Raw genomic sequence first — 23,654 nt, 5'->3', positions numbered from 1 at the left:
CTCAGTCGAAGCGCGGGTCGCGCCCGGTGCGCTCACCGGTCGCGAGCCCGGCGATCGCGGCGAGGTCCTCGTCGTCGAGGGCGAAGCCGAAGACGTCCAGGTTCTCGCGGATCCGCTCCGGCGTCACCGACTTCGGGATCACGACGACGCCGAGCTGCACATGCCAGCGCAGCACCGCCTGCGCCGGCGAGACGCCGTGCTTCGCGGCGACGCGGGCCAGGGCCGGCTCGTCGAGGAGGCGCCCGCGGGCCAGCGGCGACCACGCCTCGGTGACGATCCCGTGGGCGGCGTCGAAGGCGCGCAGCTCCTCCTGGGGCAGCCGCGGGTGCAGCTCGACCTGGTTGATCGCGGGCACCACTCCCGCCTCGTCGAGCAGGCGCTGCACGTGCTCCTCGGCGAAGTTCGAGACGCCGATCGAGCGGGCCCGCCCCTCGCTCTGCAGGCGCTCGAGGGCACGGTAGGTGTCGACGTAGCGGTCGCGCGAGGGGATCGGCCAGTGCACGAGGTAGAGGTCGACGTAGTCGGTGCCGAGCAGCTCGAGGCTCCGGTCGAAGGCGGCGAGCGTCTCGTCGAAGCCGTGGTCGTCGTTCCACACCTTGGTCGTCACGAAGACCTGCTCGCGGGGGAGGCCGCTCGCGCGGATCCCCTCGCCGACTCCGCGCTCGTTGCCGTAGAGGGTGGCGGTGTCGACGTGCCGGTAGCCGGCCTCCAGGGCGACGGCGACCGTGCGGGCCGCCTCCTCGTCGCCGATCTTGTAGACGCCGAGCCCGAGCTGGGGGATCGCGCGGCCGTCGTTGAGGGGGATCAGGGGGACGCTCATGCCTCCCATGCTGGCATGCGCCTCAGACGCTCCAGTCGAGCTCGCCGTGCGGTCCCACGTGCACGTCGTCCTCGATCAGCGCCGCGAGACCGGCCACCCCGAAGAGGAGGCGCCGCTCGGCGCGCTCCGCGTCGCTGCGCTCGTCGATTCCACGCACGGCGAAGTGCACGTCGTGGCCCGCCTGCAGGCCCTCGACGCCGAGCCGGCCTCGGAGCGCGCGCACGGGGCGCCGGCCGACGCCGAGTCCGCGCCAGAGGGAGCCCGTCTCGAGGACCACCGCCGTCTCGGAGGCGACGACCCCGTGCTGCTCGCGGTGCGCGGTGAGCTGCCACCCGTAGCCGAGGTGGTGCAGGCGGGTCGAGTGCGGGCCGCGCCAGGCGTGCGAGGACTCCTCGCGGCGGAAGTAGACGGGACTCGGGCGGAAGGACCCCTGCCAGAGCGCGGCGGCGAGCTCCGTGCACCACTCCGGGGTCTCCGGATCGGACCAGGGGTCGAGGAGGTCGGTCCGGGCGGCGGCGCGCCGGTGCTCGCGCACCAGCTCCTCCGCGTCCTCCCGCAGTCCCATGCCGTCCCCTCGTCGTCGTGGGCCTTCACCCTAGGGTGCCCGACAGGCGCCGGACAACCGGGGTGGCGGCCTAGGAGGGCAACGTGACCGGCTCGGTGTCGGGCAGCGGGCTGGCGTCGCGCCCGCGGAGATCCGGGTGGTACCGGCGGCCGAGCAGGGGCACCAGGAAGCCGACCAGGGCGAAGGCAGCGGCGACGACGATGGCGGCGGTCGGCCCGGCCTGGTCGATCTGCACGCCGGCGATCGCGGAGCCCAGCGCCGCGCCGATCAGCTGACCGGTGCCGACCCAGCCGTAGGCCTCCGCCGTGTCCGAGAAGCGCACGCTCGAGGCGGTGATCGCAAACAGCGCCGCGAGAGCGGGGGCGATGCCGATGCCGGCGAGGAACAGCGTGACGCACAGCCACCAGAAGTCGGTCGAGACCGCCGCCAGGCCCATGCCGACCGTGACGATCAGCATCCGCCGCGCGGTCGCCCACCGGCTGATCGGGATGTGGCCGAGGGCGAGGCCGCCGACCAGGGAGCCCGCCGCGAACACGGCGAGCACGACGCCCGACTCGACTCCGCCCTCGCCGAACACCGCGACGACGCCCGCCTCGACCGCCGAGCAGGCGCCGATCAGGAGGAAGCCGACGACCGTGGCCAGCAGCACCGGGGGCTTCGTGAGCACCACGCCGAGGCGGCGCTTCGAGCGCGGGATGCGGACGCGGCCCACCTCGGGCGAGGCGATGAACCAGATCCCGCCGCCGATCAGGAACGCGGCGGCGGTCAGGATGCCCGCGACCGTCGACACCTGGATCGACACGAGCGTCGCCAGCACCGGGCCGAGCACCCAGATGATCTCCTGCGCGGAGGCGTCGAGCGAGAAGAGCGGGGTCAGCTGCGAGCTGGTGACCATCTTGGGGTAGATGGTCCGCACGGCCGGCTGCACCGGCGGCATGCTCAGGCCGGCGACGAACCCGATCACGACGAACTGCCACACCTCGAGCGGGAGCACGGCCATCGCGATGATCGCGCCCGCGCAGACCACGAGGGTGATCGTCAGCACGCGGCGCATCCCGAGCCGCCCCATCAGGCGGCTGGTCAGCGGCCCGGCGATGGCTTGCCCGATCGACATCGAGCCGAGCACCAGGCCGGCGGCGGCGTAGGAGTGGTGCACCCGCTCCACGTGCAGGAGGAACGCCAGCGAGAGCATGCCGAACGGGAAGCGCGCGGTCAGCTGCGCGAGGATGATGCGCCCCACCCCGGGGGTCTTCAGGAGATCGGTGTAGCTGCCCACCGGACGACACTAGCGCTCCGGAGGGGACTGCGGTTCGTCGAGGGAGACCGCTGCCCGAGGGCCCCTCGACGGGTCGCGGTTCCCTCGGCGGAGGGGCGCGTCAGCCGGCCAGCACCTTGCGGATCCGCTGCAGCGACACGCTCTCGGCGGTGCCGAGCGACTGCGCGAAGAAGCTCACCCGCAGCTCCTCGATCATCCAGCGGGCGCGCGCGATCCGCTCCGGGGCGTGCGCGGGCAGCGGCACGACGCCGCCTGCCGAGCGGTAGAGCTCCTGGGCCGCCTGCACCTCGTTCAGCCAGACGCGGTCGCGCCCGACGTTCTCGGCGATCTTTCCGAAGCGCTCGGTGATCCCGCCGAGGTAGCGCGGGAGGTGCCGCAGCCGCTCCACTCCGGTCGCCGAGACGAAGCCCGGGTAGACCAGGCCGGAGAGCTGCTCCCGCGCATCCGTGAGGGCGGGCAGGAGCGCCATGCTCGTCGAGGCCTTGAGCGCCTTCTCGACGCCCCGGGCGGTGGTGAGGATCGTCGTGACCGTCTTCACGGTCTCGAACATCGCGTCCATGACGCTCGCCGAGACCCGGTCGCGCACGGCGTCGAACTCGGCGCGGAGGAAGAGCATCCCGTCGGGCTTCATCCGCCAGAGGACCGCGTCGACGCAGGCGAGCAGGCAGTCGGTGAAGAGCGCGGTCGTGTTCTGGTACGGGCTCTGCGCGAGCACGAGCTTCTCGTTCGAGGTGAGGTGCTGCTGCACGTAGGCGACGGGGCTCGGCGTCGCGAGCAGGAGGAGGCGGCGGACGCCTCTCGGGTGCTCGCGCGCCTGGTCCTCGGCCGTGGCCAGCAGGCGGATCGAGACCGAGTCGCCGTCGTCGATCAGGGCGGGGTAGGCGCGGATGGTGTTCCCGCCCTGCCGGGTGTCGGTGACGCGGGGCAGCTCCGGCATGTCCCAGGTCTTCAGGCCCCGGCGCTCGAGCGCGTCGGGGACCCGGGCCTCGACCACGCGGGCGACCTCGTCGCGGACCCGACCGCGCAGGCGCTCGGCCAGCGGGGCGAGCTCCTTGCCGGCGGCGACCGTGCGCCCCCGCTCGTCGGCGACGGCGAAGGTGACCCGCAGGTGCGAGGGGATGCGCTCGAGGTCGAAGTCCTCGGGCTGCACCACCACGCCGGCCTCGCGGCGGATCGCTCCGGCCAGGGTCGCCGCGAACGACTCCGTCGGCGGGTTCGGCACGTCGTGCGGCAGGGACGCGGTGAGCTTGCGCGCCCAGTCGTTCGCGGGCACCACGTTCCGGCGCAGGTGCTTGGGCAGCGCCTTGATCATCGCGGTGACCAGCTCGGCCCGGAGTCCCGGCACCAGCCAGTCGAAGCCGAGGGGCGTCACGCGGGGCAGGAGCGCGAGCGGCACGTGCACCGTCACTCCGTCCTCCTCCGTCCCCGGCTCGAACCGGTACGAGAGGCGGAAGCGCTGGTCGGCCTGGCGCCACTGCGTGGGGAACGCGGTCTCGTCGATCTGCTCCGCGTCCTCGGGGAGGAGCGTCTCCTGCGTCATCGTCAGCAGGTCGGGCTCGTCGTGCTGGGTCGTCCGCCACCAGGAGTCGAACGAGCGCACCGAGGTGATGTCGCGGGGGAGTCGGCGGTCGTAGAAGTCGAACACGGCCTCGTCGTCGACGAGCAGGTCGCGACGGCGCGTGCGCTCCTCCAGCCGCTCGAGCTCGGCCCGCAGGGCCCGGTTCTTGCGGTCGAAGGCGTGGCGCGACTCCCACTCGCCCCCGACGAGGGCGTGCCGGATGAACAGCTCGCGGGCGTACGAGGCGTCGATCCGCGCGAACTGGACGCGGCGGCGGGCGATGATCGGCACGCCGTAGAGCGTGACCTTCTCGTAGGCGACGGCCGCGCCCTGCGACTTCTCCCAGTGCGGCTCGCTGAACTGCCGCTTCACGAGGTCGCCCGCGATCGCCTCGGCCCAGGCCGGATCGATCGCGGCGTTCGAGCGGGCGAAGAGGCGGCTGGTCTCGACCAGCTCGGCGCTCATCACCGCGTCGGGGAGCTTCTTGGCCAGGGCGCTGCCGGGGAAGATCGAGAACTTCGCGTTGCGGGCGCCGATGTACTGCACGTTCTGGCGCTCGCGGCTCTTCGCCGCGCGCTGCGCCTGCTGCGAGGTGGTGTCCTTGATGCCCAGGTGCGAGAGCAGGCCGGCCAGGAGGCTCCGGTGGATCCCGTCGGGGTCGACCTTCGGCTCGCCCAGCTCGAGCTTGAGGGGGCGCGCGAGCTGGCGCAGCTGGCGGAACACGTCCTGCCACTCGCGCACGCGCAGGTAGTTGAGGTACTCGGCCTTGCACAGGCGCCGGAAGGCGCTCGAGGAGAGCTCCTCCTGCTTCTCCTCCACGTAGTTCCAGAGGTTCAGCAGGGTGAGGAAGTCGCTGGTGGGATCGACGAAGCGCGCGTGCTGCTGGTCGGCCTGCGCGCGGCGCTCGAGAGGGCGCTCGCGGACGTCCTGGATCGTGAGGCCCGCGACGATCGCCATCACCTCGCGGCTGACGCCGTGGCGGCGCGACTCGATCACCATCCGGCCGAAGCGCGGATCGATGGGGAGCCGCGCGAGGTCGCGCCCGATGCGCGTGAGCTGCGGCGCGGCCTCCGCCCCCTTGCGCGGGACGCCGCTCGAGTGCGCGCTCGGCGGCGTGCCGCGCACCGGAGCGGCGTCTCGCGGCGCGGCGGAGGCGGCGGAGGGGGAGCCGGGGACGCGGAGGGCGCCGAGCTCCGTGAGCAGGTCGAGGCCGTCCTTGATGCCGCGGGAGTCGGGCGGAGTGAGGAACGGGAACGAGGCGATGTCGCCCAGTCCGAGCGAGATCATCTGCAGGATGACCGCGGCCAGGCCCGTGCGGAGGATCTCGGGATCGGTGTACTCGGGGCGGCGGAGGTAGTCCTCCTCGGAGTAGAGGCGGATCGCGATGCCCGCGCTGGTGCGTCCCGAGCGGCCGGAGCGCTGGTTCGCGGAGGCCTGCGACACCGCCTCGATCGGCAGCCGCTGCACCTTCGAGCGCGCGCTGTAGCGCGAGATGCGGGCCGTGCCGCCGTCGATCACGTAGCGGATCCCCGGGACGGTGAGGCTCGTCTCCGCCACGTTCGTCGCGAGCACGACGCGGCGGCGGACGCCGGGGGTGCGCCCCTTCTCGAAGACGCGGTGCTGATCGGCCGCCGACAGGCGCCCGTAGAGGGGGAGCACCTCGGTGCCCGGCAGGTTCCGGCCCCGGATGGCGTCCTCGGCGTCGCGGATCTCGTTCTCGCCCGAGAGGAACACCAGGACGTCGCCCGGATCCTCGAGCGCCAGCTCGGCCAGGGCGTCGGCGATGCCGGTCATCAGGTCGCGGCTGCCGCTCGTCGCGTCGGGGACGTCGGTGTCGTCGTCCTCCTCCGGTTCCTCGGCGACCAGCGGGCGGTAGCGGATCTCGACCGGGTAGGTGCGGCCGGAGACCTCGATGATCGGCGCGGGCTCGCCGGCGGCGTCGGCGAAGTGGGCCGCGAAGCTCTGCGGGTCGATCGTCGCCGAGGTGATGATCACCTTCAGGTCGGGGCGCTGCGGCAGCAGGCGGTGCAGGTAGCCCAGGAGGAAGTCGATGTTGAGGCTGCGCTCGTGCGCCTCGTCGATGATGATCGTGTCGTACCGGCTGAGCATCCGGTCGTGGTTCATCTCGTTGAGCAGGATGCCGTCGGTCATCAGCTTGATCCGCGTCGAGGCGGACGCCTTGTCGGTGAACCGGACCTGGTAGCCGACCAGCCCGCCGACCTCGTCGTCGAGCTCCTCCGCGATGCGCTCGGCGATGGTGCGCGCGGCGATGCGCCGGGGCTGCGTGTGCGCGATGCTCTCGCGGCCGAGCTCCAGGCAGATCTTCGGCAGCTGGGTCGTCTTGCCCGATCCGGTCGCGCCGGCGACGATGACCACCTGGTGGTCGCGGATCGCGGAGGCGATGTCCTCGCGCCGCGCCGACACGGGGAGTTCGGGCGGGTAGCGGATGCTGAGCACGTCTGACATGAGCCCTCCATCCTACGCCGCGTGCGACAATGCCCTGTCTCGTGAAACATCGCGGGCCACCCTGCCCGGTCGGGCGCTCCGGCGCCGGTCGACCTCGGCGCACGATCCCGTGGAGCACCCCGATGAATCCGCAGTCCCTGCTGGTCGTGCTGAACATCGTGCTGCTGCTCTTCGCGATCCGGGGCGTGCTGTCGAACCCGAGGCTCTCGAAGGTCGCGAAGGTCTCCTGGGTGGCGTTCATCGTGATCGCGCCGTTCATCGGCAGCCTCGCCTACCTGGCGGTGGGCCGTCGCGGCGGGAGCGGCGGAGGCGGCACGGTCGTGCGCGGCACGGAGCGGCCGTCGGGCTGGTTCTTCGAGCGCTGAGCGGGCGGGCGGCCCGGCGGCGGGGGAGACCCGCGGACGTCGGCGCCCCGCGGACCTCCTGACCCTCCGTCCCGCGGCAACCCCCTGACCGCAGGCTCCGCCCGCGTCTAGCGTGGAGCGCATGGCCGATCGTCTGCGCTCCAGTGTCAGCCCCTACCTCCGCTCGCACGCGGACAATCCGGTCGACTGGTTCCCCTGGGGCGAGGAGGCGTTCGCCGAGGCGGTGCGCCGCGACGTCCCGGTGATGGTGTCGATCGGCTACTCCACCTGCCACTGGTGCCACGTGATGGCGCGGGAGTCGTTCTCGGATCCGGTGCTCGCCGCGCGGCTGAACGCGGACTTCGTCGCGGTGAAGGTCGACCGCGAGGAGCACCCGGACGTCGACACGGCCTACCTGACGGCCGCGAGCGCGTTCACCCGACAGCTCGGCTGGCCGCTGACGGCCTTCGCCACCCCCGCCGGCGAGACCTTCTTCGCCGGCACCTACTTCCCGCCGCGCGCCGTCGGCGGCGTGCCCGCCTTCTCGGACGTCCTCGACGCGGTCTCGGAGGCGTGGCGGCTGCGGCGCGACGAGGTGCAGGCGACGGCGGGCGGCCTGGCCGCGGCCCTGCGCGAGGCGACCGCGGCGCTGCCCGCCGATGCCGCGCTGCCCGGCGACGCCGAGCTCGACGGCGCCGTCCGCGCACTCGAGGACGAGGAGGACCGGGTGCACGGCGGTTTCGGCGGCGCCCCGAAGTTCCCGGTGGCTCCCGTGCTCGGGTTCCTGGCCTCGCGGCCCTCGGGAGCGGCGCTCGCCGAGCGCACGCTGCTCGCGCTGGCCGCGTCCCCGCTCCGCGACCGCGACGGGGGCTTCTTCCGCTACGCGATGCAGGCCGACTGGAGCGATCCGCACTACGAGCGGATGCTGTACGACAACGCGCAGCTGCTCGACGTCGCGGCCGTCCTGCTCGGGCACGACGGCGCCCGGGTGGAGGAGCTGACCGGGATCGCGGAGGGCGTCGCCGCGTTCCTCCTGACCACTCTCGAGCGGCCGGGCGGCGGCTTCGCATCGGCGCAGGACTCGGAGAGCATCGTCGACGGCCAGCGCTCGGAGGGCGGCTACTACCTCGCCGAGGACCGGTCCCGCCTCGCGCCTCCCGCTCTCGACGAGAAGGTCGTCACCGGCTGGAACGGCCTGGCGATCCGCGCGCTCGCCCGCGCCGGACGCGTGCTCGGACGGGAGGAGTGGATCGACGCCGCCCGGCGCGCGGCGGACGCGGTGCTGCAGCGGCACCTCGTCGACGGCCGCGTCGCGGTGCGCGCCTCCCTCGACGGTGCCGTCTCCGCGGCCCGCCCGGCGCTGGAGGACCTCGGGATGCTGGCCGGCGGGCTCCTCGAGCTCGCCCTGGCGGAGGGCCGCCCGCGCTACGCGGTCGCGGCGCGCACCCTGATCGACGGCGCGCTCGACGCGGCCGACGGCCCGCTGCCGTTCGCGCTGCCCGGGGGAGGAGACCCGGCGCTGACCGCGCGGGGACTCCTGCTCGCGGCCGACCCCTCCGAGGGCGCCTACCCCTCCGGTCTGTCGGCGACGGCGGACGCGGCGCACGAGCTGTACCTGCTCACCGGATCGCAGCGCTACCGGGAGGCGGCCGAGGCGGTCGTCGCCTCGATCGCTCCGGGCGCGGTCCGCCGGCCGATGGGCTTCGGCGCCGTGCTCGGGCTCGCTTCGCGGCTGGCTCGCCCGGTGCGGCAGATGGTCGTCGTGGGCCCCGGAGCGGCGGAGGCGGTGCAGGGCGCCCGGTCCGCCGGGATCGGCGTGCTGGTCGGCGTGTCCGACGAGGGCGCCCGGGACTGGGCGGACGCGGGCTTCGAGCTGTTCGAGGGGCGGATCTCGCGGGAGGGGCTGCCGACCGCCTACTCCTGCGAGGCCTTCGTCTGCGCCCTGCCGACGACCCGCCTCCCGGAGGAGCTGCTCACGCGGCCGTGACCACCAGCGGCGCCTCGGGGTCGGCGGCCCACTCGTTGAGCGAGCCGTCGTAGACGACCGCCGTGTGGACTCCGAGCACCGCCAGTGCGAGCGCATCGGCCGTCGCGGCGATCCCGCCGCCGCAGTAGAGGACGATCCGCTCGGCCTGGAGAGCGTCTCCGAACAGCGACCGCAGCCGCTCCGGCGGCAGGAGCGTGTTGTCGGCCCGGTCGACGAGCCGCCCGGCGGGGACGCTCCGCGAGCCCGGCAGGTGTCCGAGGCGGGGTCGGCGCCCCTCCTCCCCGGTGAACTCCTTCGGCGGGACCGCGCAGACCAGCGCCCCGGGAGCCTCGCCGCGCACGACGCTCTCGACGCCGGCCTTGTCGATCCAGAGCGGCCGCTCCTCGCGCACGCTGATGCCGCCGCTCACGGCGGGCTCGACATGCCCCGTCTCGATCGGGCGCTCCTCCCGCCGCCAGGCCGGGAGCCCGCCGTCGAGCACCGCGACGGCGTCGTGCCCGGCCGAGCGCAGCAGCCACCACAGGCGCGAGGCCCACTGGCCGACCGCGGAGTCGTACACGACGACCACCGAGTCGTCGTCGATGCCGAGCGCGGCCGTCGCGGCGGCGAAGCGCTCCGGGTCGAGCCGGGTGAAGGGCAGGGGAGCCGCCGGATCGGACAGCTGCTCGAGCAGGTCGCCGAACACGGCGCCGGGGACATGCCCCTCGAGGAGGTACTGCTCGTCGCCGCTCAGGTAGCCGGGCCGCCCGTCGAAGCCGGGCACGAGCAGCACGCTGGCGTCGACGACGACGAGGTGCTCGCGGCCGAGCTGGTCGGCGAGCCACTGGGTCGAGACGATCGGCCGGGCGAGGTACGGGACGGAGGAGGTGCTCACCCGCCCCACGCTAGGCGCGACCGCCGACATGTGCGCCCCCCGTGCGTCACGCACGGTCACGGACGCCACGGGCGCTCAGCACTCGATGACGTTGACCGCGAGGCCGCCCTCGCTCGTCTCCTTGTACTTCGACGACATGTCGATGCCGGTCTGGCGCATCGTCTCGATGACCGCGTCGAGCGAGACGCGGTGGTCGCCGTCGCCGTGCAGCGCGAGGCGGGCTGCGCTCACCGCGGTGGAGGAGGCGATCGCGTTCCGCTCGATGCACGGGATCTGCACGAGGCCGCCGACCGGGTCGCAGGTCAGTCCGAGGTGGTGCTCCATCGCGATCTCGGCCGCGTTCTCGACCTGGCGCGGAGTGCCGCCGAGCACCGCGCAGAGCGCTCCGGCGGCCATCGCGCAGGCCGAGCCGACCTCGCCCTGGCAGCCCGCCTCCGCACCGGAGATCGAGGCGTTCGTCTTGCAGAGCGAGCCGATCGCGGTGGCGGTGAGGAGGAAGCGGCGCAGCCCCGCGCGGTCGGCGCCCGGGACGAAGCGGAGGTAGTAGTGCCCGACGGCGGGGATGATGCCCGCCGCTCCGTTCGTCGGAGCCGTCACGACGCGCCCGCCCGCGGCGTTCTCCTCGTTCACCGCGAGGGCGAAGGCGTGGAGCCACTCCACCGAGGTCGCGCGGGCGCGGTCGAGCGGGTCCTCCTCGAAGGCCTCGAGCCGCTCGCGCAGCACCGAGGCGCGGCGGCGGACGCCCAGGCCGCCCGGCAGCACGCCGTCGGTCGCCAGGCCGTGCTCGACGCAGGCGGCCATGGCGTCCCAGATCGCGTCGAGGCGGGCGTCGATGTCGACCCCGGGGTGCAGAGCGCGCTCGTTCGCGGCGGCGATCTCGGCGATGCCGGAGCGGGTCCGATCGCAGGTCGCCAGCAGGTCGAGCCCGGAGACGAAGGGGTAGGGGTGCGGGGCCAGCGCAGCCAGCTCGGCGCGCTCGCCCGCGCGCCGGATGAAGCCGCCGCCGATCGAGTAGTAGGTCTCCTCCCACACCGGCAGCGCGTCGTCGCCGACCCAGACGCTGAAGGTGAGGGCGTTCGGGTGCTCCGGCAGCCTCGTGCGCGGCTCGAAGACGACGTCGTCGCGCGTCATCGCGAGGCCCTGCTCGCCGGCCAGCAGGATCGTCCCCTCCGCGTCGAGGCGCTGCCAGGCCCCGCGCACCAGCGCCGGGTCGCACGTCTCGAGGTCCAGGCCGGCGAGACCGGCGACCACTGCGTCGGGGGTGCCGTGGCCGATCCCGGTGGAGCCGAGCGAGCCGTAGAGGGTGCATCCCACCCGGCTCACGCGGCCGAGGAGCCCGGCGTCGCGGATCCGCTCGGCGAGGGCGAGGGCGGCGCGCATCGGTCCGACGGTGTGCGAGCTGGACGGGCCGATCCCCACGCTGAACAGGTCGAGGACGGAGACGTAGGCGCTCATCCACCGAGACTACGCCGGGGCCGGCGGAGTGCGCCGCCCGAGCCGCGCCCGCGACGAAGAGTCACGGAGATCCGGCGTCGACGAGGGTCTGCGGCGGGTCAGCGCAGCGTCTTGCGCGCCGAGATCTGGCCGGTGTCGAAGCCGAGCAGGTGCAGGCCGCCGTGGAAGCGGGCGTGCTCGACCTTGATGCAGCGGTCCATCACGACGGTCAGGCCCTTCGACTCGCCGTACTCGGCCGCCTCCTGGTTCCAGATCCCCAGCTGCACCCAGACCGTGGGCGCGCCGACGGCGAGGACGTCGTCGATCACGGCGGGGATGTCGCTCGCCTTGCGGAACACGTCGACGATGTCGGGCACGACCGGGAGCTCGGCGAGACTGCGGTAGACCGGCTGCCCCAGGATCTCGGTGGCGTTCGGGTTCACGAAGTAGAGCTCGTAGTCGCTCGACTGCTGCAGGTAGGTGGCGACGAAGTAGGAGGAGCGGGCCGGGTTCGGCGAGGCGCCGACGATCGCCACGGTCCTCGCGCGGCGGAGGATGTCGAGTCGCCTGCGGGCGTCGGGGCCCACCCAGGTGCGCTGCGAGCGCAGCATCCTCGCCAGCGGCGAGTTCGCCGGGACCGAGCAGCTCAGCCCGTTGGACAGCTGGACGACCGTGTCGGCGGTGTCGGTGGTGCTCATGCTCAGACCTCCACGGCCGGGGTGTGCAGGGTGGTGGTCGTGTCCTCGGGGAGCTCGGTCGGAGCGTCGGGGGTGCCGTGCTCCTCGACCGCGCGGGCGAGCGCCTGGTCGAGATCGTAGATGATGTCGTCCGCGTCCTCGATGCCGACGGAGAGGCGGACGAGTCCGGGGAGGACGCCCGCGTGGAGGAGCTGGTCCTCGGTGAGCTGGGCGTGGGTGGTCGAGGCGGGGTGGATCACCAGCGTCTTCGCGTCGCCGATGTTGGCGAGGTGGCTGGCGAGGTCGACCGATTCGATGAAGGTCTGGCCGACGGCGCGGCCGCCCTTGACCACGAAGCTGAAGACCGAGCCCGGTCCCTTCGGCAGGTACTTCTGCGCGCGGTCGTGGTGCGGGTGCGCGGGGAGCCCGGCCCAGTAGACCGCCTCGATGCGGGGGTCGGCGTCGAGCCACTCGGCGACGCGACGCGCGTTGTCGACGTGCGCCTGGATCCGGTACGGCAGCGTCTCGACGCCCTGGGCGAGCAGGAACGCGGAGTGCGGAGCGAGGACCGGCCCGATGTCGCGCAGCTGCTCCGCGCGCAGGCGCGTGAGGAAGCCGTACTCCCCGAAGTTGCCGTCCCACGACAGGTCTCCGTAGGAGGCCACCGGGTCGTGCAGCAGCGGGAACTTCTCGGGGGAGTAGTGGAAGCGCCCCGACTCGACGACGACGCCGCCGAGCGTGGTCCCGTGTCCGCCGAGGAACTTGGTGGCCGAGTGGATGACGATGTCGGCGCCCCACTCGATCGGGCGGACGAGGTAGGGCGTGGCGACCGTGGAGTCGATGATCAGCGGGATGCCGGCGGCGTGCGCGACCGCGGCGAGGCCCTCGATGTCGGCGATCTCGCCGGAGGGGTTCGCGATCGTCTCGGCGTAGAGCACCTTGGTCTTCTCGGTGATCGCCGCCGCGTAGTCGGCCGGGTCGCTCGAGCGGACGAAGGTGGTGTCCACTCCGAAACGGCGGAGCGTGACGTCGAGCTGGGTGATCGATCCGCCGTAGAGGTTGGCGGAGGACACCACGTGGTCGCCCGCGCCGACGAGCGCCGCGAAGGTGATGAACTGCGCCGAGAGCCCGGAGGCCGTGGCGACGGCGCCGAGGCCGCCCTCGAGGCTCGCGACGCGCTCCTCGAAGGAGGCGACCGTGGGGTTCGACAGGCGCGAGTAGACGTTGCCGTACTTCTGCAGCGCGAAGCGGGCCGCGGCGTCGGAGGTGTCGTCGAAGACGAAGGCGCTGGTCTGGTAGATCGGCAGAGCGCGGGCGCCCGTCACCGCGTCGGGGATGTTGCCCGCGTGGATCGCACGCGTCTTGAAGCCGTACTCACGATCTGCCATGCGATCGACGCTAGCGGGAGCCGCCGACACCGCCGCGCTGGAGCGACGCATCGCGTAACAGAGCGGCCCCGCAGTGCAGAGCGACCGTGCGCGACAGAGCGGTCGAGCGGATCGGAGCGCCGATCAGAGCGCCAGCTGCACCGCGGCCAGTCCCATCGCCGCGATCGCCGCCCACGACACCAGGGCGACGAGGAGAGCACGCCACCCCGTCGTCACGAGCGCGCGCACCCGGACGGCGCTGCCGAGCGCGAAGAGGGCCGCGGCGAGGAGCCAGGTCTGCGCGGTGTCGGCGGCGGCGAGCAGTCCCTCCGGCAGGGGGAGGAGCGTGCGCAGCAGCACCGCGGCGAGGAACCCGACCACGAACAGCGGCACGATCGCCGGGCGCGTCCCGCCGGTCCCGCCTCGGCGCCTCGTGACCGCCGCCGCCACCGCGACCATCGGCGCCAGCATGACCACTCGGGTGAGCTTCACCACGACCGCCACGGCCAGCGCCGACGCACCGGCCACCTGGGCCGTCGCCACCACCTGGCCCACGTCGTGGACCGAGGCGCCGACCCAGTGCCCGAACTGCACGTCGGAGAGCCCGAGCGGCTGCTGCAGGGCGGGGAGCACCGCGATCGCGAGCGTGCCGCAGAGCGTCACCAGCGCGACCGGCGTCGCCTGCTCCTGCTCCTTCGCCCGGGTCGCTCCGGCCATCGCGCCGATCGCCGAGGCCCCGCAGATCGAGAAGCCCGCCGCGAGCAGCAGCGGCTCCTGCCCGGGCAGCCGGAGCACCCGGCCCAGCGCCCAGGTCAGGCCGAAGGTGGCCAGGACGATCCCGACCACGACCAGGATCGCGCCCCAGCCCAGCGCAGCGATGTCGATCAGAGAGAGCTTCAGCCCGAGCAGGACGATGCCGGCGCGCATCAGCGAGCGGGACGAGAACTTCAGGCCCGGCGCCAGCGCCCCGCTCAGCAGGGGGCGCGCCGCGGGCAGCTGCGCCACGAGGATCCCGAGCGCGACCGCCGCGGTCAGCATCGGCACTGCCGGCACCGTCGCGTGCAGCAGGGCCGCGATCACCGCCGCGACGGCGCAGGCCGCGACTCCCGGGCCCAGCCGCCGGATCATACCCACGAGGGCAGCCACATGTGGGCCTGCCAGAAGGGGAAGGACGTCTGCGCGCCGATCCAGAGTGGCAGGAAGTAGGCCGTCAGCGCGGCCGCCGCCACCGCGAAGACGAGCACCACGAGGACGCCCCGGGTGCGCCGCCTCCGCTCGTCGCCCGGACTCCCGATCACGATCCCGGCCGTCAGCGCCAGCGCCAGCATCATGTAGGGCTCGAAGACGACGCAGTAGAACTGGAACACCGTGCGGTCGAGGTAGAGCAGCCACGGCAGGTAGCCCGCGACGATCCCCATCAGCACGAAGCCGGCGCGCCACTCCCGGTACCGCGCGAGCCGGTAGAGGAGGTACACCAGCGCCAGGACTCCGGCGTACCAGATGAGCGGATTGGCGACCGAGGTGATCGCCTCGTCGCAGCGTGCGGCGGTGCAGCCGTCGACGCCCGTCGCCTGGTCGACGAAGTACATGCTGGTCGGTCGGAGCATGAGCAGCCAGGTGAGCGGGTTCGCCTCGTAGGGGTGCGAGGCCCGCAGGTTGATCGAGTAGTCGTACATCTGCACGTGGTAGTGCCAGAGGCTCTGCGCCCAGTCCGGCACCCACGCGAGAGCCCCGGTCCAGGCGTTGCCGGGGGCCTCCGACGCCCACTGCCGGGCCCATCCGCCGGAGGTGCGCAGCCAGCCCGTCCAGGTGACGAGGTAGGCGATCAGGGCGATCGGCACGACCAGGAGGAAGGTGACCAGACCCTGCTTGAGGATCGCGCCGCTGCCCCAGAACGGCACGCCCGCACGGCGCCGCATCAGCGCGTCGACGACCACCGCGTACACGCCGTACGCCGCGAGGAAGTAGACGCCCGTCCACTTCACGCCCGCGGCCAGGCCGAAGAGCACGCCGGCCGCGAGCAGCCAGGGCCGCCACCACAGGACCGGCCCCCAGCTCGGCAGCACTCCCGCCGCCACCTTCCGCGCCAGCTGCAGCTCGGCCCAGCGCCGGTCCAGCAGCACCGCCGCGACCCCGCAGAGCGCGACGAACATCAGGATCCCGTCCAGGAGCGACACCCGCGACATCACGATCGCGTGGCCGTCGAGCGCGAGCATCAGCCCCGCGAAGGAGGAGAGGAGGGTGGAGCGGAACAGGAGGCGGCCGATCACGATCACCAGCGCGACGGCGAGGATCCCCACGACGGCGGTCGCGACGCGCCAGCCGACGCTGTCGTCCGCGCCGAACACGCCCATCCCGAGCCCGATGATCCACTTGCCCAGCGGCGGATGCACCACGAAGGACGGCGCCCCCGTGAAGGTGTCCACGTCGCCGGCCGCGAAGCCGGGGTCCGGGTTCTCGGGCCAGGCGCCCTCGAACCCGAGGTTCCAGAGGGTCCAGGCGTCCTTCACGTAGAAGGTCTCGTCGAACACGAGCGAGCGCGGGTGGCCGAGGTTCCACAGCCGCAGCACCGCGGCCAGTGCGACCACCAGCAGCGGCAGTCCGAGCTCGTACAGCCGGCGGCGCGCGGGGGAGGCGACGAGCCGGGTGTGCAGGTCGTCGAACCAGGAGCCGCGCGGCACGTCCGGGAGCGGGGTGCGCTCGCGCGGTGCGGACGCCTCGGCGGGCTCCACCGGGACCGAGCGCGCCGATCCCGCCGCGTCCAGGAGCAGGTCGTCGAAGTCGCGCTGCGGTCGGTCCGTCACCTGGCCATGCTAACGGGGCGCCTCCTCCCGGGACGGCGGCGATCCGCGGCGGGAGGCCCCGGACCCGGCCTGGGAGACTGGCGGCATGATCATCCTCGCCGGCACTCCCATCGGAAACCTCGGCGACGCCTCCCGCCGGCTCGTGGAGGCGCTGGGCTCCGCCCGCCACGTCGCCGCTGAGGACACGCGCGTGACCATCCAGCTGATGCGCGCCCTGGGCGTCGAGAACCGGCCCGCCCTCTACGCGCTGCACGACCACAACGAGCGCGAGCGCGCCGCCGAGCTGGTGGAGCTGGCCCGCGAGGAGGACCTGCTCGTGCTGAGCGATGCTGGCATGCCCACGGTCTCGGACCCGGGCTACCACCTGGTCGAGGCGGCGGTGGCGGCGGGAGTCGCGGTCACCGCGCTGCCCGGTCCCTCGGCGGTGCTCATGGCGCTCGCCGTGTCCGGGCTCCCGACGGACCGCTTCAGCTTCGAGGGGTTCCTGCCCCGCCGGCACGGCGAGCGGGTCTCGACCTTCCGGGCGCTCGTCGACGAGCGGCGCACCATGGTCTTCTTCGAGTCCCCGCACCGGATCGGCGACGCGCTCGCCGACCTGGTCGAGGCGATGGGCCCGGAGCGGCGCGTCGTCGTCTGCCGCGAGCTCACCAAGATGTTCGAGGAGGTCCGGCGCGGCACGGCGGCCGAGCTGGCCGAGTGGGCCGCCGACGGCCTGCGCGGCGAGATCTGCCTGGTCGTCGAGGGAGCCCCCGCGCGGGAGGCGTCGCTCGAGGACGCGCTGGCCGACGTGCTGGCCCGCGTCGAGGCCGGATCGCGGCTCAAGGAGGCGTCGGCCGAGGTCGCCGAGATCACCGGGCTCTCCCGCCGCGCGCTCTACGAGGCGGCGCTCGCCTCCCGCCGCGGCTGAGGCTCCCTCCCCGGCGGCGATCGCGGCCGGTCGTCCACAGCGTCCGTCACACGCCGGGAGCGGTGCCGCGCGGTGAATAGGATGGTCGCCATGTCCGACGGCGCCTCCTTCTACCTCACGACCCCGATCTTCTACGTGAACGACGTCCCGCACATCGGGCACGCATACACCGAGGTCGCCGCCGACGTGCTCACCCGCTGGCACCGCCAGGCGGGCGACGACACCTGGCTGCTGACCGGCACCGACGAGCACGGACAGAAGATCCTCCGCACCGCCACCGCCAACGGCACGACCCCCCAGGAGTGGGCCGACCGCCTCGTGAGGACCGCCTGGCAGCCGCTGCTCGAGACCATCGACATCGCCAACGACGACTTCATCCGCACCACGGACGCGCGGCACGAGGTCAACGTCCAGAAGTTCCTGCAGAAGCTGTACGACGAGGACGCGATCTACACCGGCGAGTACGAGGGCTACTACTGCGTGGGCTGCGAGGAGTACAAGCAGCTGTCCGACCTCGAGGAGGGCACCGGCGACTACGCCGGCCAGTACGTCTGCAAGATCCACTCGAAGCCGGTCGAGCTGCTGAAGGAGAAGAACTACTTCTTCAAGATGAGCGAGTACACCGAGCGGCTGCTCGCGCTCTACGAGGAGCGTCCCGACTTCGTCCAGCCCGAGTCGGCGCGCAACGAGGTCGTGAGCTTCGTCCGCCAGGGCCTGGCCGACCTGTCGATCTCCCGCTCCAGCTTCGACTGGGGCGTGAAGGTCCCGTGGGACGACTCGCACGTGGTCTACGTCTGGTTCGACGCGCTGCTCAACTACATCACCGCGGTCGGCTACGGCCAGGACGAGGCGGAGTTCGAGCGCCGCTGGCCCGCGACCCACATCGTCGGCAAGGACATCCTGCGCTTCCACGCGGTGATCTGGCCCGCCATGCTCATGGCCGCGGGCCTCGAGGTCCCCCGGCAGGTGTTCGGCCACGGCTGGCTGCTGGTCGGCGGCGAGAAGATGTCGAAGTCGAAGCTCACCGGCATCGCGCCCGAGCAGATCACCGACACCTTCGGCTCCGACGCCTTCCGCTACTACTTCCTCCGGGCCATCACCTTCGGCCAGGACGGCTCGTTCTCGTGGGAGGACCTGTCTGCGCGCTACCAGTCCGAGCTCGCGAACGGCTTCGGCAACCTCGCCTCGAGGGTCGTCGCGATGCTGCACCGCTACTACGACGGCGTCGTGCCCGCGCCGGGGGAGCCGACCGAGGCGGAGGAGCGCGTGCAGCGCATCGTCGCCGAGGCCGCCGCGTCGGCCGACCGGTCGATCGACGCGCTCGCGATCCACGACGCGATCACCGCCGTGTGGAGCATCGTCGAGGAGCTCAACGGCTACATCACCGAGCAGGAGCCGTGGGCACTCGCCAAGCGCGAGGAGCGCGAGCGCCTCGGCACGGTGCTCTACACCGCGACGGAGGGGCTCCGCGCCCTGGCCGTGCTGCTCTCGCCGGTCGTGCCGCGCGCGACGGCGTCCCTCTGGGAGGCGCTCGGCGTGACGGAGTCGCTGGGCGCCCTCACCGCGCAGCCGATCCGCGAGGCGGGCCGGTGGGGAGTCCTCCCCGTCGGCACCACCGTCGGCACGCTCGCCGCGCTCTTCCCGCGCATCGAGGCTCCCGCGTCCTGACGGCCGCGCCTCGACCCGTGGACCGACCAGCCGAGCGGCCCGGAGTCGCCGGCGGAGGATCCGCAGGGGAGTGCACGATGACCGCGATCCGAACGCGAGGGGCCGGGTGCGAACGGCCCGCCGCTCCGTGGGGGCGCAGATGACGCGCGAGGTCCTCGACGCTCTCGGGCAGGCGGCCGAGCTCACCCGGCGCCACGTCGGGCACCCCGAGCGCGCCGCCGCGCTCGCCCTGCGCCTGCACCGGGTGACCGCTCCGACCGAGCTCGTCTACACCCGGTTCCCGCCGACCCTCAGCCTGGTGCTGGCCGGCCGGAAGCGCTCGGTGGTCGGCGACTCCGACGAGCGGTGGGGCGCCGGCCGCTTCCTGATCACCCCCGTCGATCTGCCGGTGGTCGCGGCCGTCGTGGAGACCGGCGACCGCGGCGACTTCCTGTCGGCCAACTGGCGTCTCGACCCGCTCGTGGTGGCCGAGATCGCGGCGCTCGCCCCCCGGACGGCCCCGCGGGCTCCCGCCCCGCGGATCGGCACGGTCACGGAGGAGATGGCCGACTCGCTGCGCCGACTCTTCCGTCTGCTCGACGCCCCCGCCGACATCCCGGTGCTCGCCCCCGCGATCACGCGCGAGCTCGTGCTGCGGCTGCTGCAGACGGACCAGGCGCCCCGGCTGCTGGCCGCGTCCAGCACCGTCCGCTCGGAGGCCGTCTCCCGCGCGGTCGAGGCGATGAGCGCGTCGCTCTCGCGCGGCTGGACCCTCGGCGCGCTCGCCGCGGAGGCGGGCACCAGCGTGCCCACACTCACCCGCCGCTTCCGCGAGCTGACCGGGATGTCGCCGCTGGGCTACCTGCGGCGGCTCCGCCTCGGGGAGGCCAGGAGGCTGCTCCTGGTCCGGGGCGACACCGCCGCGCAGGCCGCGGCCGCGGTCGGCTACGCGAGCGCGTCGCACTTCGGGCGCGACTACCGCCGCGCCTACGAGACGACCCCCACGGCCGACGCCGCGCTCCACCCCGGGCCGCTCGTCCAGATCCACTGAGCGGCGGGCGCTGTCGCGGGGACTCCGAGCGGCGCGTGCCGCGGCGTCAGACGCGGGCGCCGACGATGCCTCCGTCGACGTCGAGCGTCGTGCCGTGGACGTACGAGGCCTCGTCCGAGACGAGCCAGCGCACGGCCAGGGCGATCTCGTCCGGACGTCCGGGCCGGCCGGCGGGGGCGGACGCGGTCATCTGCTCCAGGATCGCCGCGGCGTGCTCGTTGCCGGGCGTGAGAGTCGCGCCGGGCGCGACGGCGACCACGCGCACGCCGCTCGGGCCGTACTCGGCCGCCCACGCCCGCGTGAGGTGCTCCAGCGCCGCCTTGGTCGCGGGGTAGAGGGCGGTCCCCGGCGTTCCCACCCGTCCCATCCACGAGGTGATGTTGACGACCACTCCGCTCCCGCGCTCGGCCATGGCCGGGGCGATCGCCGCGACGAGCTGGTGCGGCACGCGGATGTTCGTGGTGAGGAGGGACTCGACATCGGCGTCGCTGAGGTCGGCGGTCGGCCCCACCGGGAACACTCCGGCGTTGTTGACGAGGACGTCGATCCGCCCGTCGAGGAGGGTCAGCGCCCGCTCGGCGACGGCGCGGGTCTCCTCCGGCGTGCCCGCGAGGTCGGCGACGAGCGCGGAGGCGGTGCCCCCGTCGGCGCGGATGCCGCGGACGACGGACCCGACCCGCTCGGGGTCGCGTCCGTGCACGAGGACGTGAGCGCCGGCCCCGGCGAGCCGGCGGGCGATGGCTGCGCCGATCCCGCTCGAGGATCCGGTGACGAGGGCGTGGCGCCCGGCGAGGGAGCCGGGTGCGGAGTGGGCGAGGAGCTCGGTGTCTGTCATGGCTCCAGCCTCCCGGCGGCGCGGGAGGCGGGCTGTCCCGATCCGATCGGGTGTTGACCCGATCCGCTCAGGGCGCCTCAGCGGCCGCCTCTCGGCCCTCGTCCACCCGGGACTCCGGCCCGCGCGAGCCCTCCCGGTAGCCTGGAGCGCATGACCGACAGCCAGCACGTCCGCTCCCGCGAGGCCTCGTCCGGCCGCGACCTGACGTACCCGCCGCTGCCCGAGGCGCTCGTCGTCCCCGTCTACGACAACCACACGCACCTCGAGATCGCCGACGGCCTCGAGCCGCTCGACCACCGCGAGCAGCTCGACCGGGCCTCCACCGTCGGGGTCCGCGGCGTCGTCCAGGTCGGCACGGACGTCGAGACGAGCCGCTGGTCGGCCGAGCAGGCGGCGAGCGAGCCGCGCATGCTGGCCGCCGTCGCGATCCACCCCAACGAGGCGCCCGAGCTGGAGCAGCGCGGCGAGCTCGACGCCGCCCTCGCCGTGATCGCCGAGCTGGCGGAGCAGCCGCGGGTGCGCGCCATCGGCGAGACCGGGCTCGACTTCTTCCGCACCGGCGAGAGCGGCCGCGCCGCGCAGTTCCGCTCCTTCGAGGAGCACATCCGCATCGCGAAGGAGCACGACCTCGCGCTGCAGATCCACGACCGCGACGCGCACCGCGAGGTCATCGAGACCCTGCGCCGCGTCGGAGCCCCCGAGCGCACCGTCTTCCACTGCTTCTCCGGGGACGCGGAGATGGCGCGGATGTGCACGGACGAGGGCTGGTACCTCTCCTTCGCCGGCACCGTGACGTTCAAGAACGCCGAGCCGCTGCGGGAGGCGCTCGTCGCGACCCCGCGGCACCTCATCCTGGTCGAGACCGACGCGCCGTACCTCACTCCGTCGCCCTTCCGCGGCCGCCCGAACGCGCCCTACCTCCTCCCGCACACCCTGCGCTCGATGGCCGCGACCCTCGAGACCGACGTCGGCCACCTGGCCGCGACGATCGCCTCGAACACGGAGGCCGTGTACGGCGAGTGGGGCGGCGAGGTCGGCTCCGAGCCGACGGAGCCGGTCGGACCCCTCGCATGAGCGGCCGCCACGCCGCCGAGCCGACGGCCGCCGCGATCCCGCGCCTGCTGGGCCCGGCCGAGATCCGCGACCTCGCCGGCCTCCTCGACGTCACGCCGACCAAGAAGCTCGGCCAGAACTTCGTGCACGACGCCAACACGGTCCGCCGCATCGTCAAGCTCGCTCGGGTGCGCCCGGGGGAGACCGTCGTCGAGATCGGCCCCGGCCTCGGATCGCTGACCCTCGGCCTGCTCGAGGCGGGCGCACAGGTCGTGGCCGTCGAGATCGACGGGCGCCTCGCCGAGCAGCTGCCGCGCACCGTCGAGCTGATGGCGCCGGGCGCCGATCTCGCGGTCGTGCACGCCGACGCGATGAAGGTGCTCGACCTGCCGGGGGAGCCGGTCCGGCTCGTCGCCAACCTCCCGTACAACATCTCGGTGCCGGTGCTCCTGCACTTCCTCGAGCACTTCGCCAGCATCCGGTCCGGAGTGGTGATGGTGCAGTCCGAGGTCGGGCACCGGCTCGCCGCCGGTCCCGGCTCCAAGGTCTACGGCGGCCCGAGCGTCAAGGCGGCGTGGTTCGGCTCCTGGACGACGGGCGGCGCGGTCTCGCGTCAGATCTTCTGGCCGGTGCCGAACGTCGACAGCGTGCTCGTCGCGTTCGACCGCGGCGAGGAGCCGGGCGACGAGACCCTGCGCCGCGCCGTCTTCGCGGTCGTCGACGCGGCGTTCGCGCAGCGGAGGAAGATGCTCCGCCAGTCGCTCGCGACCCTCTTCGGCGACAGCGCCGCGGCGATCGTCGCGCTCGAGCGGGCCGGCGTCCCGCAGACCGCGCGCGGCGAGGAGCTGGACGTCGCCGCCTTCGTCCGCCTGGGCCGCGAGCTCGATCCGGCGAGGGTCCCCGTGCGCGGCGCGGCGGTGCCCGACGGGTCGCTGGCGGAGACCGACGGGGACGACGCGGACGGCGACGGGGAGCCCGTCCCGGGTGCGGACGAGGGCGCCTCCGCCACCCTGTAGCGTGGATGCATGGCCCACCGCGCGACGTCGAACCGGGTCCACGCGCGGGCGCCCGGCAAGATCAACGTGTTCCTCAAGGTCGGCGCCGTGCGCGACGACGGGTACCACGAGCTGGCCACCGCGTTCCAGTCGCTCTCCCTCTACGAGGACGTGTTCGCGGAGGAGGCGGCCGACTTCTCGGTCTCCTTCTCGGGCTCGATCGACACCTCCCGCCTGGCCGTCGACGGCTCCAACCTCGCGATCAAGGCGGCTCGGGCGCTCGCCCGGGCGACCGGCTACCGCGGCGGCGTGCACCTCGAGATCGAGAAGAACGTCCCCATCGCCGGCGGCATGGGCGGCGGCTCGGCCGACGCTGCCGCGACCCTCCTCGCCTGCGACGCGCTCTGGGGCACGGCCTGCACGAGGGAGCAGCTGCTCGGCATCGCCGCGAGCCTCGGCGCCGACGTCCCCTTCTCCTTCACCGGCGGCACCGCGATCGGGGTCGGCCGCGGCGATGAGCTGAGCCCGGCGCTCGCCAAGGGCCGCTTCGAGTGGGTGCTGGTCCTCTCGGAGGAGGGCCTGTCGACCCCCGAGGTCTACAGCGAGCTCGACCGGCACCGCGAGCGCCACCTGCACGACTTCCGCCCGATCTCGGCGACCCCCGCCATCGATCCCAACGTGCTGCAGGCCCTCCGCGCCGGCGACGCCGCCATGCTCGCCGACGCGATGCACAACGACCTGCAGGCGCCGGCGCTGCACCTGCAGCCCGGGCTCGCCCGCATCCTCGAGCTCGGCGAGGGCCGCGGAGCGCTCGGCGGCCTCGTCTCGGGGTCCGGACCGACCGTGGCGTTCCTCGCTCCGGACGCCGATGCGGCGGCCGACCTGCAGCGCGAGCTGAGCTCCGCGCGGCTGAGCGCCGTGCGGGTCTCCGGCCCGGTCCACGGGGCGCGCCTGCTCTCGACCTAGTCGCGGAGGCGGTGCCTCCGGAGCGGGG

The 23,654-nt window shown here is 73.6% G+C and carries 19 protein-coding genes; 8 read left to right on the top strand and 11 right to left on the bottom strand.

The features are described from left to right. Nucleotide 1: 1 nt before the first annotated feature. From C5C63_RS06030 to hrpA, 4 genes are all read right to left on the bottom strand, one after another. The gene (locus tag C5C63_RS06030) at nt 2–820 is read right to left on the bottom strand and encodes an aldo/keto reductase (RefSeq protein WP_104292316.1); all 819 of its coding nucleotides are present in this window, start codon (nt 818–820) and stop codon (nt 2–4) included. A gap of 22 nt (nt 821–842) precedes the next feature. Then, a complete protein-coding gene (locus C5C63_RS06025; protein ID WP_104292298.1) occupies nt 843–1,385 on the bottom strand; it encodes a hypothetical protein in 543 nt (180 codons plus the stop codon). A gap of 70 nt (nt 1,386–1,455) precedes the next feature. Further along, complete coding sequence (locus tag C5C63_RS06020; RefSeq protein WP_104222308.1) at nt 1,456–2,661, bottom strand: MFS transporter; 1,206 nt, start codon at nt 2,659–2,661, stop codon at nt 1,456–1,458. Between the two features lie 100 nt (nt 2,662–2,761). Next, nucleotides 2,762–6,685 carry an ATP-dependent RNA helicase HrpA gene (hrpA, locus tag C5C63_RS06015; protein WP_104292299.1) on the bottom strand — a complete coding sequence of 1,308 codons (3,924 nt, stop codon included), beginning with the start codon at nt 6,683–6,685 and terminating at the stop codon, nt 2,762–2,764. Between the two features lie 122 nt (nt 6,686–6,807). Between hrpA and C5C63_RS06010 the strand changes: the two genes are divergently transcribed. Continuing rightward, entirely contained in the window at nt 6,808–7,050 is a 243-nt protein-coding gene (locus C5C63_RS06010) for a PLDc N-terminal domain-containing protein (RefSeq protein WP_160033960.1), read from the top strand. A gap of 121 nt (nt 7,051–7,171) precedes the next feature. Then, a complete protein-coding gene (locus tag C5C63_RS06005; RefSeq protein WP_104292300.1) occupies nt 7,172–9,016 on the top strand; it encodes a thioredoxin domain-containing protein in 1,845 nt (614 codons plus the stop codon). Here C5C63_RS06005 and C5C63_RS06000 read toward each other — a convergent pair. From C5C63_RS06000 to C5C63_RS05975, 6 genes are all read right to left on the bottom strand, one after another. Continuing rightward, entirely contained in the window at nt 9,003–9,890 is an 888-nt protein-coding gene (locus C5C63_RS06000) for a sulfurtransferase (RefSeq protein WP_181068369.1), read from the bottom strand. The genes C5C63_RS06005 and C5C63_RS06000 overlap by 14 nt on opposite strands. Nucleotides 9,891–9,965: 75 nt before the next feature. After that, nucleotides 9,966–11,345, bottom strand: coding sequence for an L-serine ammonia-lyase (locus C5C63_RS05995; RefSeq protein WP_104292302.1), 1,380 nt, complete (start codon nt 11,343–11,345; stop codon nt 9,966–9,968). 98 nt (nt 11,346–11,443) lie between these two features. Next, entirely contained in the window at nt 11,444–12,022 is a 579-nt protein-coding gene (locus C5C63_RS05990) for a CoA-binding protein (protein WP_104222320.1), read from the bottom strand. A gap of 2 nt (nt 12,023–12,024) precedes the next feature. Then, on the bottom strand, nt 12,025–13,389 hold the full coding sequence (locus C5C63_RS05985) for an O-acetylhomoserine aminocarboxypropyltransferase/cysteine synthase family protein (RefSeq protein WP_104226921.1): 1,365 nt from the start codon (nt 13,387–13,389) through the stop codon (nt 12,025–12,027). 123 nt (nt 13,390–13,512) lie between these two features. Further along, a complete protein-coding gene (locus tag C5C63_RS05980; protein ID WP_104292303.1) occupies nt 13,513–14,496 on the bottom strand; it encodes a YeiH family protein in 984 nt (327 codons plus the stop codon). Then, nucleotides 14,493–16,172, bottom strand: a complete 1,680-nt coding sequence (locus C5C63_RS05975) for a dolichyl-phosphate-mannose--protein mannosyltransferase (RefSeq protein WP_258065398.1) — start codon at nt 16,170–16,172, stop codon at nt 14,493–14,495. The genes C5C63_RS05980 and C5C63_RS05975 overlap by 4 nt, the downstream gene beginning before the upstream one ends. An 85-nt stretch (nt 16,173–16,257) precedes the next feature. On the opposite strand from C5C63_RS05975, the gene rsmI reads away from it, so the two are divergent. The 3 genes from rsmI (at nt 16,258) to C5C63_RS05960 (ending at nt 19,777) form a co-directional block, all read left to right on the top strand. Beyond that, complete coding sequence (gene rsmI / locus C5C63_RS05970) at nt 16,258–17,079, top strand: 16S rRNA (cytidine(1402)-2'-O)-methyltransferase (protein ID WP_104226923.1); 822 nt, start codon at nt 16,258–16,260, stop codon at nt 17,077–17,079. 90 nt (nt 17,080–17,169) lie between these two features. Next, a complete protein-coding gene (metG, locus tag C5C63_RS05965; protein ID WP_104226924.1) occupies nt 17,170–18,747 on the top strand; it encodes a methionine--tRNA ligase in 1,578 nt (525 codons plus the stop codon). 139 nt (nt 18,748–18,886) lie between these two features. Then, entirely contained in the window at nt 18,887–19,777 is an 891-nt protein-coding gene (locus tag C5C63_RS05960; RefSeq protein ID WP_104325706.1) for an AraC family transcriptional regulator, read from the top strand. 46 nt (nt 19,778–19,823) lie between these two features. Here the strand turns inward: C5C63_RS05960 and C5C63_RS05955 are convergent, their stop codons facing one another. Continuing rightward, complete coding sequence (locus C5C63_RS05955; RefSeq protein ID WP_104222330.1) at nt 19,824–20,612, bottom strand: SDR family NAD(P)-dependent oxidoreductase; 789 nt, start codon at nt 20,610–20,612, stop codon at nt 19,824–19,826. 150 nt (nt 20,613–20,762) lie between these two features. Between C5C63_RS05955 and C5C63_RS05950 the strand changes: the two genes are divergently transcribed. From C5C63_RS05950 to C5C63_RS05940, 3 genes are read left to right on the top strand one after another with little or no spacing between them, the layout of a single operon-like run. Further along, nucleotides 20,763–21,686: a TatD family hydrolase gene (locus C5C63_RS05950; protein ID WP_104222332.1), complete on the top strand. Its 924-nt coding sequence runs from the start codon at nt 20,763–20,765 to the stop codon at nt 21,684–21,686. Then, on the top strand, nt 21,683–22,681 hold the full coding sequence (gene rsmA, locus C5C63_RS05945) for a 16S rRNA (adenine(1518)-N(6)/adenine(1519)-N(6))-dimethyltransferase RsmA (RefSeq protein ID WP_181068370.1): 999 nt from the start codon (nt 21,683–21,685) through the stop codon (nt 22,679–22,681). Before C5C63_RS05950 ends, rsmA begins: the two co-directional genes overlap by 4 nt. A gap of 9 nt (nt 22,682–22,690) precedes the next feature. Further along, the gene (locus C5C63_RS05940) at nt 22,691–23,626 is read left to right on the top strand and encodes a 4-(cytidine 5'-diphospho)-2-C-methyl-D-erythritol kinase (protein WP_104222334.1); all 936 of its coding nucleotides are present in this window, start codon (nt 22,691–22,693) and stop codon (nt 23,624–23,626) included. Nucleotides 23,627–23,654: the final 28 nt, after the last annotated feature.

Origin of the sequence: Rathayibacter sp. AY1B8 (assembly GCF_002932775.1) — a bacterium.
GTDB lineage: Bacteria > Actinomycetota > Actinomycetes > Actinomycetales > Microbacteriaceae > Rathayibacter.
The sequence above is the reverse complement of the archived record's forward strand: the minus strand, read 5'-3'. Positions and strand labels throughout refer to the sequence as shown.

What these genes read in the sequence shown, in the direction of transcription:
- C5C63_RS06030 (WP_104292316.1), bottom strand. Translation starts at nt 820, where the DNA reads ATGAGCGTCCCCCTGATCCCCCTCAACGACGGCCGCGCGATCCCCCAG.
- C5C63_RS06025 (WP_104292298.1), bottom strand. Translation starts at nt 1,385, where the DNA reads ATGGGACTGCGGGAGGACGCGGAGGAGCTGGTGCGCGAGCACCGGCGC.
- hrpA (WP_104292299.1), bottom strand. Translation starts at nt 6,685, where the DNA reads ATGTCAGACGTGCTCAGCATCCGCTACCCGCCCGAACTCCCCGTGTCG.
- C5C63_RS06010 (WP_160033960.1), top strand. Translation starts at nt 6,808, where the DNA reads ATGAATCCGCAGTCCCTGCTGGTCGTGCTGAACATCGTGCTGCTGCTC.
- C5C63_RS06005 (WP_104292300.1), top strand. Translation starts at nt 7,172, where the DNA reads ATGGCCGATCGTCTGCGCTCCAGTGTCAGCCCCTACCTCCGCTCGCAC.
- C5C63_RS05995 (WP_104292302.1), bottom strand. Translation starts at nt 11,345, where the DNA reads ATGAGCGCCTACGTCTCCGTCCTCGACCTGTTCAGCGTGGGGATCGGC.
- C5C63_RS05990 (WP_104222320.1), bottom strand. Translation starts at nt 12,022, where the DNA reads ATGAGCACCACCGACACCGCCGACACGGTCGTCCAGCTGTCCAACGGG.
- C5C63_RS05985 (WP_104226921.1), bottom strand. Translation starts at nt 13,389, where the DNA reads ATGGCAGATCGTGAGTACGGCTTCAAGACGCGTGCGATCCACGCGGGC.
- C5C63_RS05980 (WP_104292303.1), bottom strand. Translation starts at nt 14,496, where the DNA reads ATGATCCGGCGGCTGGGCCCGGGAGTCGCGGCCTGCGCCGTCGCGGCG.
- rsmI (WP_104226923.1), top strand. Translation starts at nt 16,258, where the DNA reads ATGATCATCCTCGCCGGCACTCCCATCGGAAACCTCGGCGACGCCTCC.
- metG (WP_104226924.1), top strand. Translation starts at nt 17,170, where the DNA reads ATGTCCGACGGCGCCTCCTTCTACCTCACGACCCCGATCTTCTACGTG.
- C5C63_RS05960 (WP_104325706.1), top strand. Translation starts at nt 18,887, where the DNA reads ATGACGCGCGAGGTCCTCGACGCTCTCGGGCAGGCGGCCGAGCTCACC.
- C5C63_RS05955 (WP_104222330.1), bottom strand. Translation starts at nt 20,612, where the DNA reads ATGACAGACACCGAGCTCCTCGCCCACTCCGCACCCGGCTCCCTCGCC.
- C5C63_RS05950 (WP_104222332.1), top strand. Translation starts at nt 20,763, where the DNA reads ATGACCGACAGCCAGCACGTCCGCTCCCGCGAGGCCTCGTCCGGCCGC.
- rsmA (WP_181068370.1), top strand. Translation starts at nt 21,683, where the DNA reads ATGAGCGGCCGCCACGCCGCCGAGCCGACGGCCGCCGCGATCCCGCGC.
- C5C63_RS05940 (WP_104222334.1), top strand. Translation starts at nt 22,691, where the DNA reads ATGGCCCACCGCGCGACGTCGAACCGGGTCCACGCGCGGGCGCCCGGC.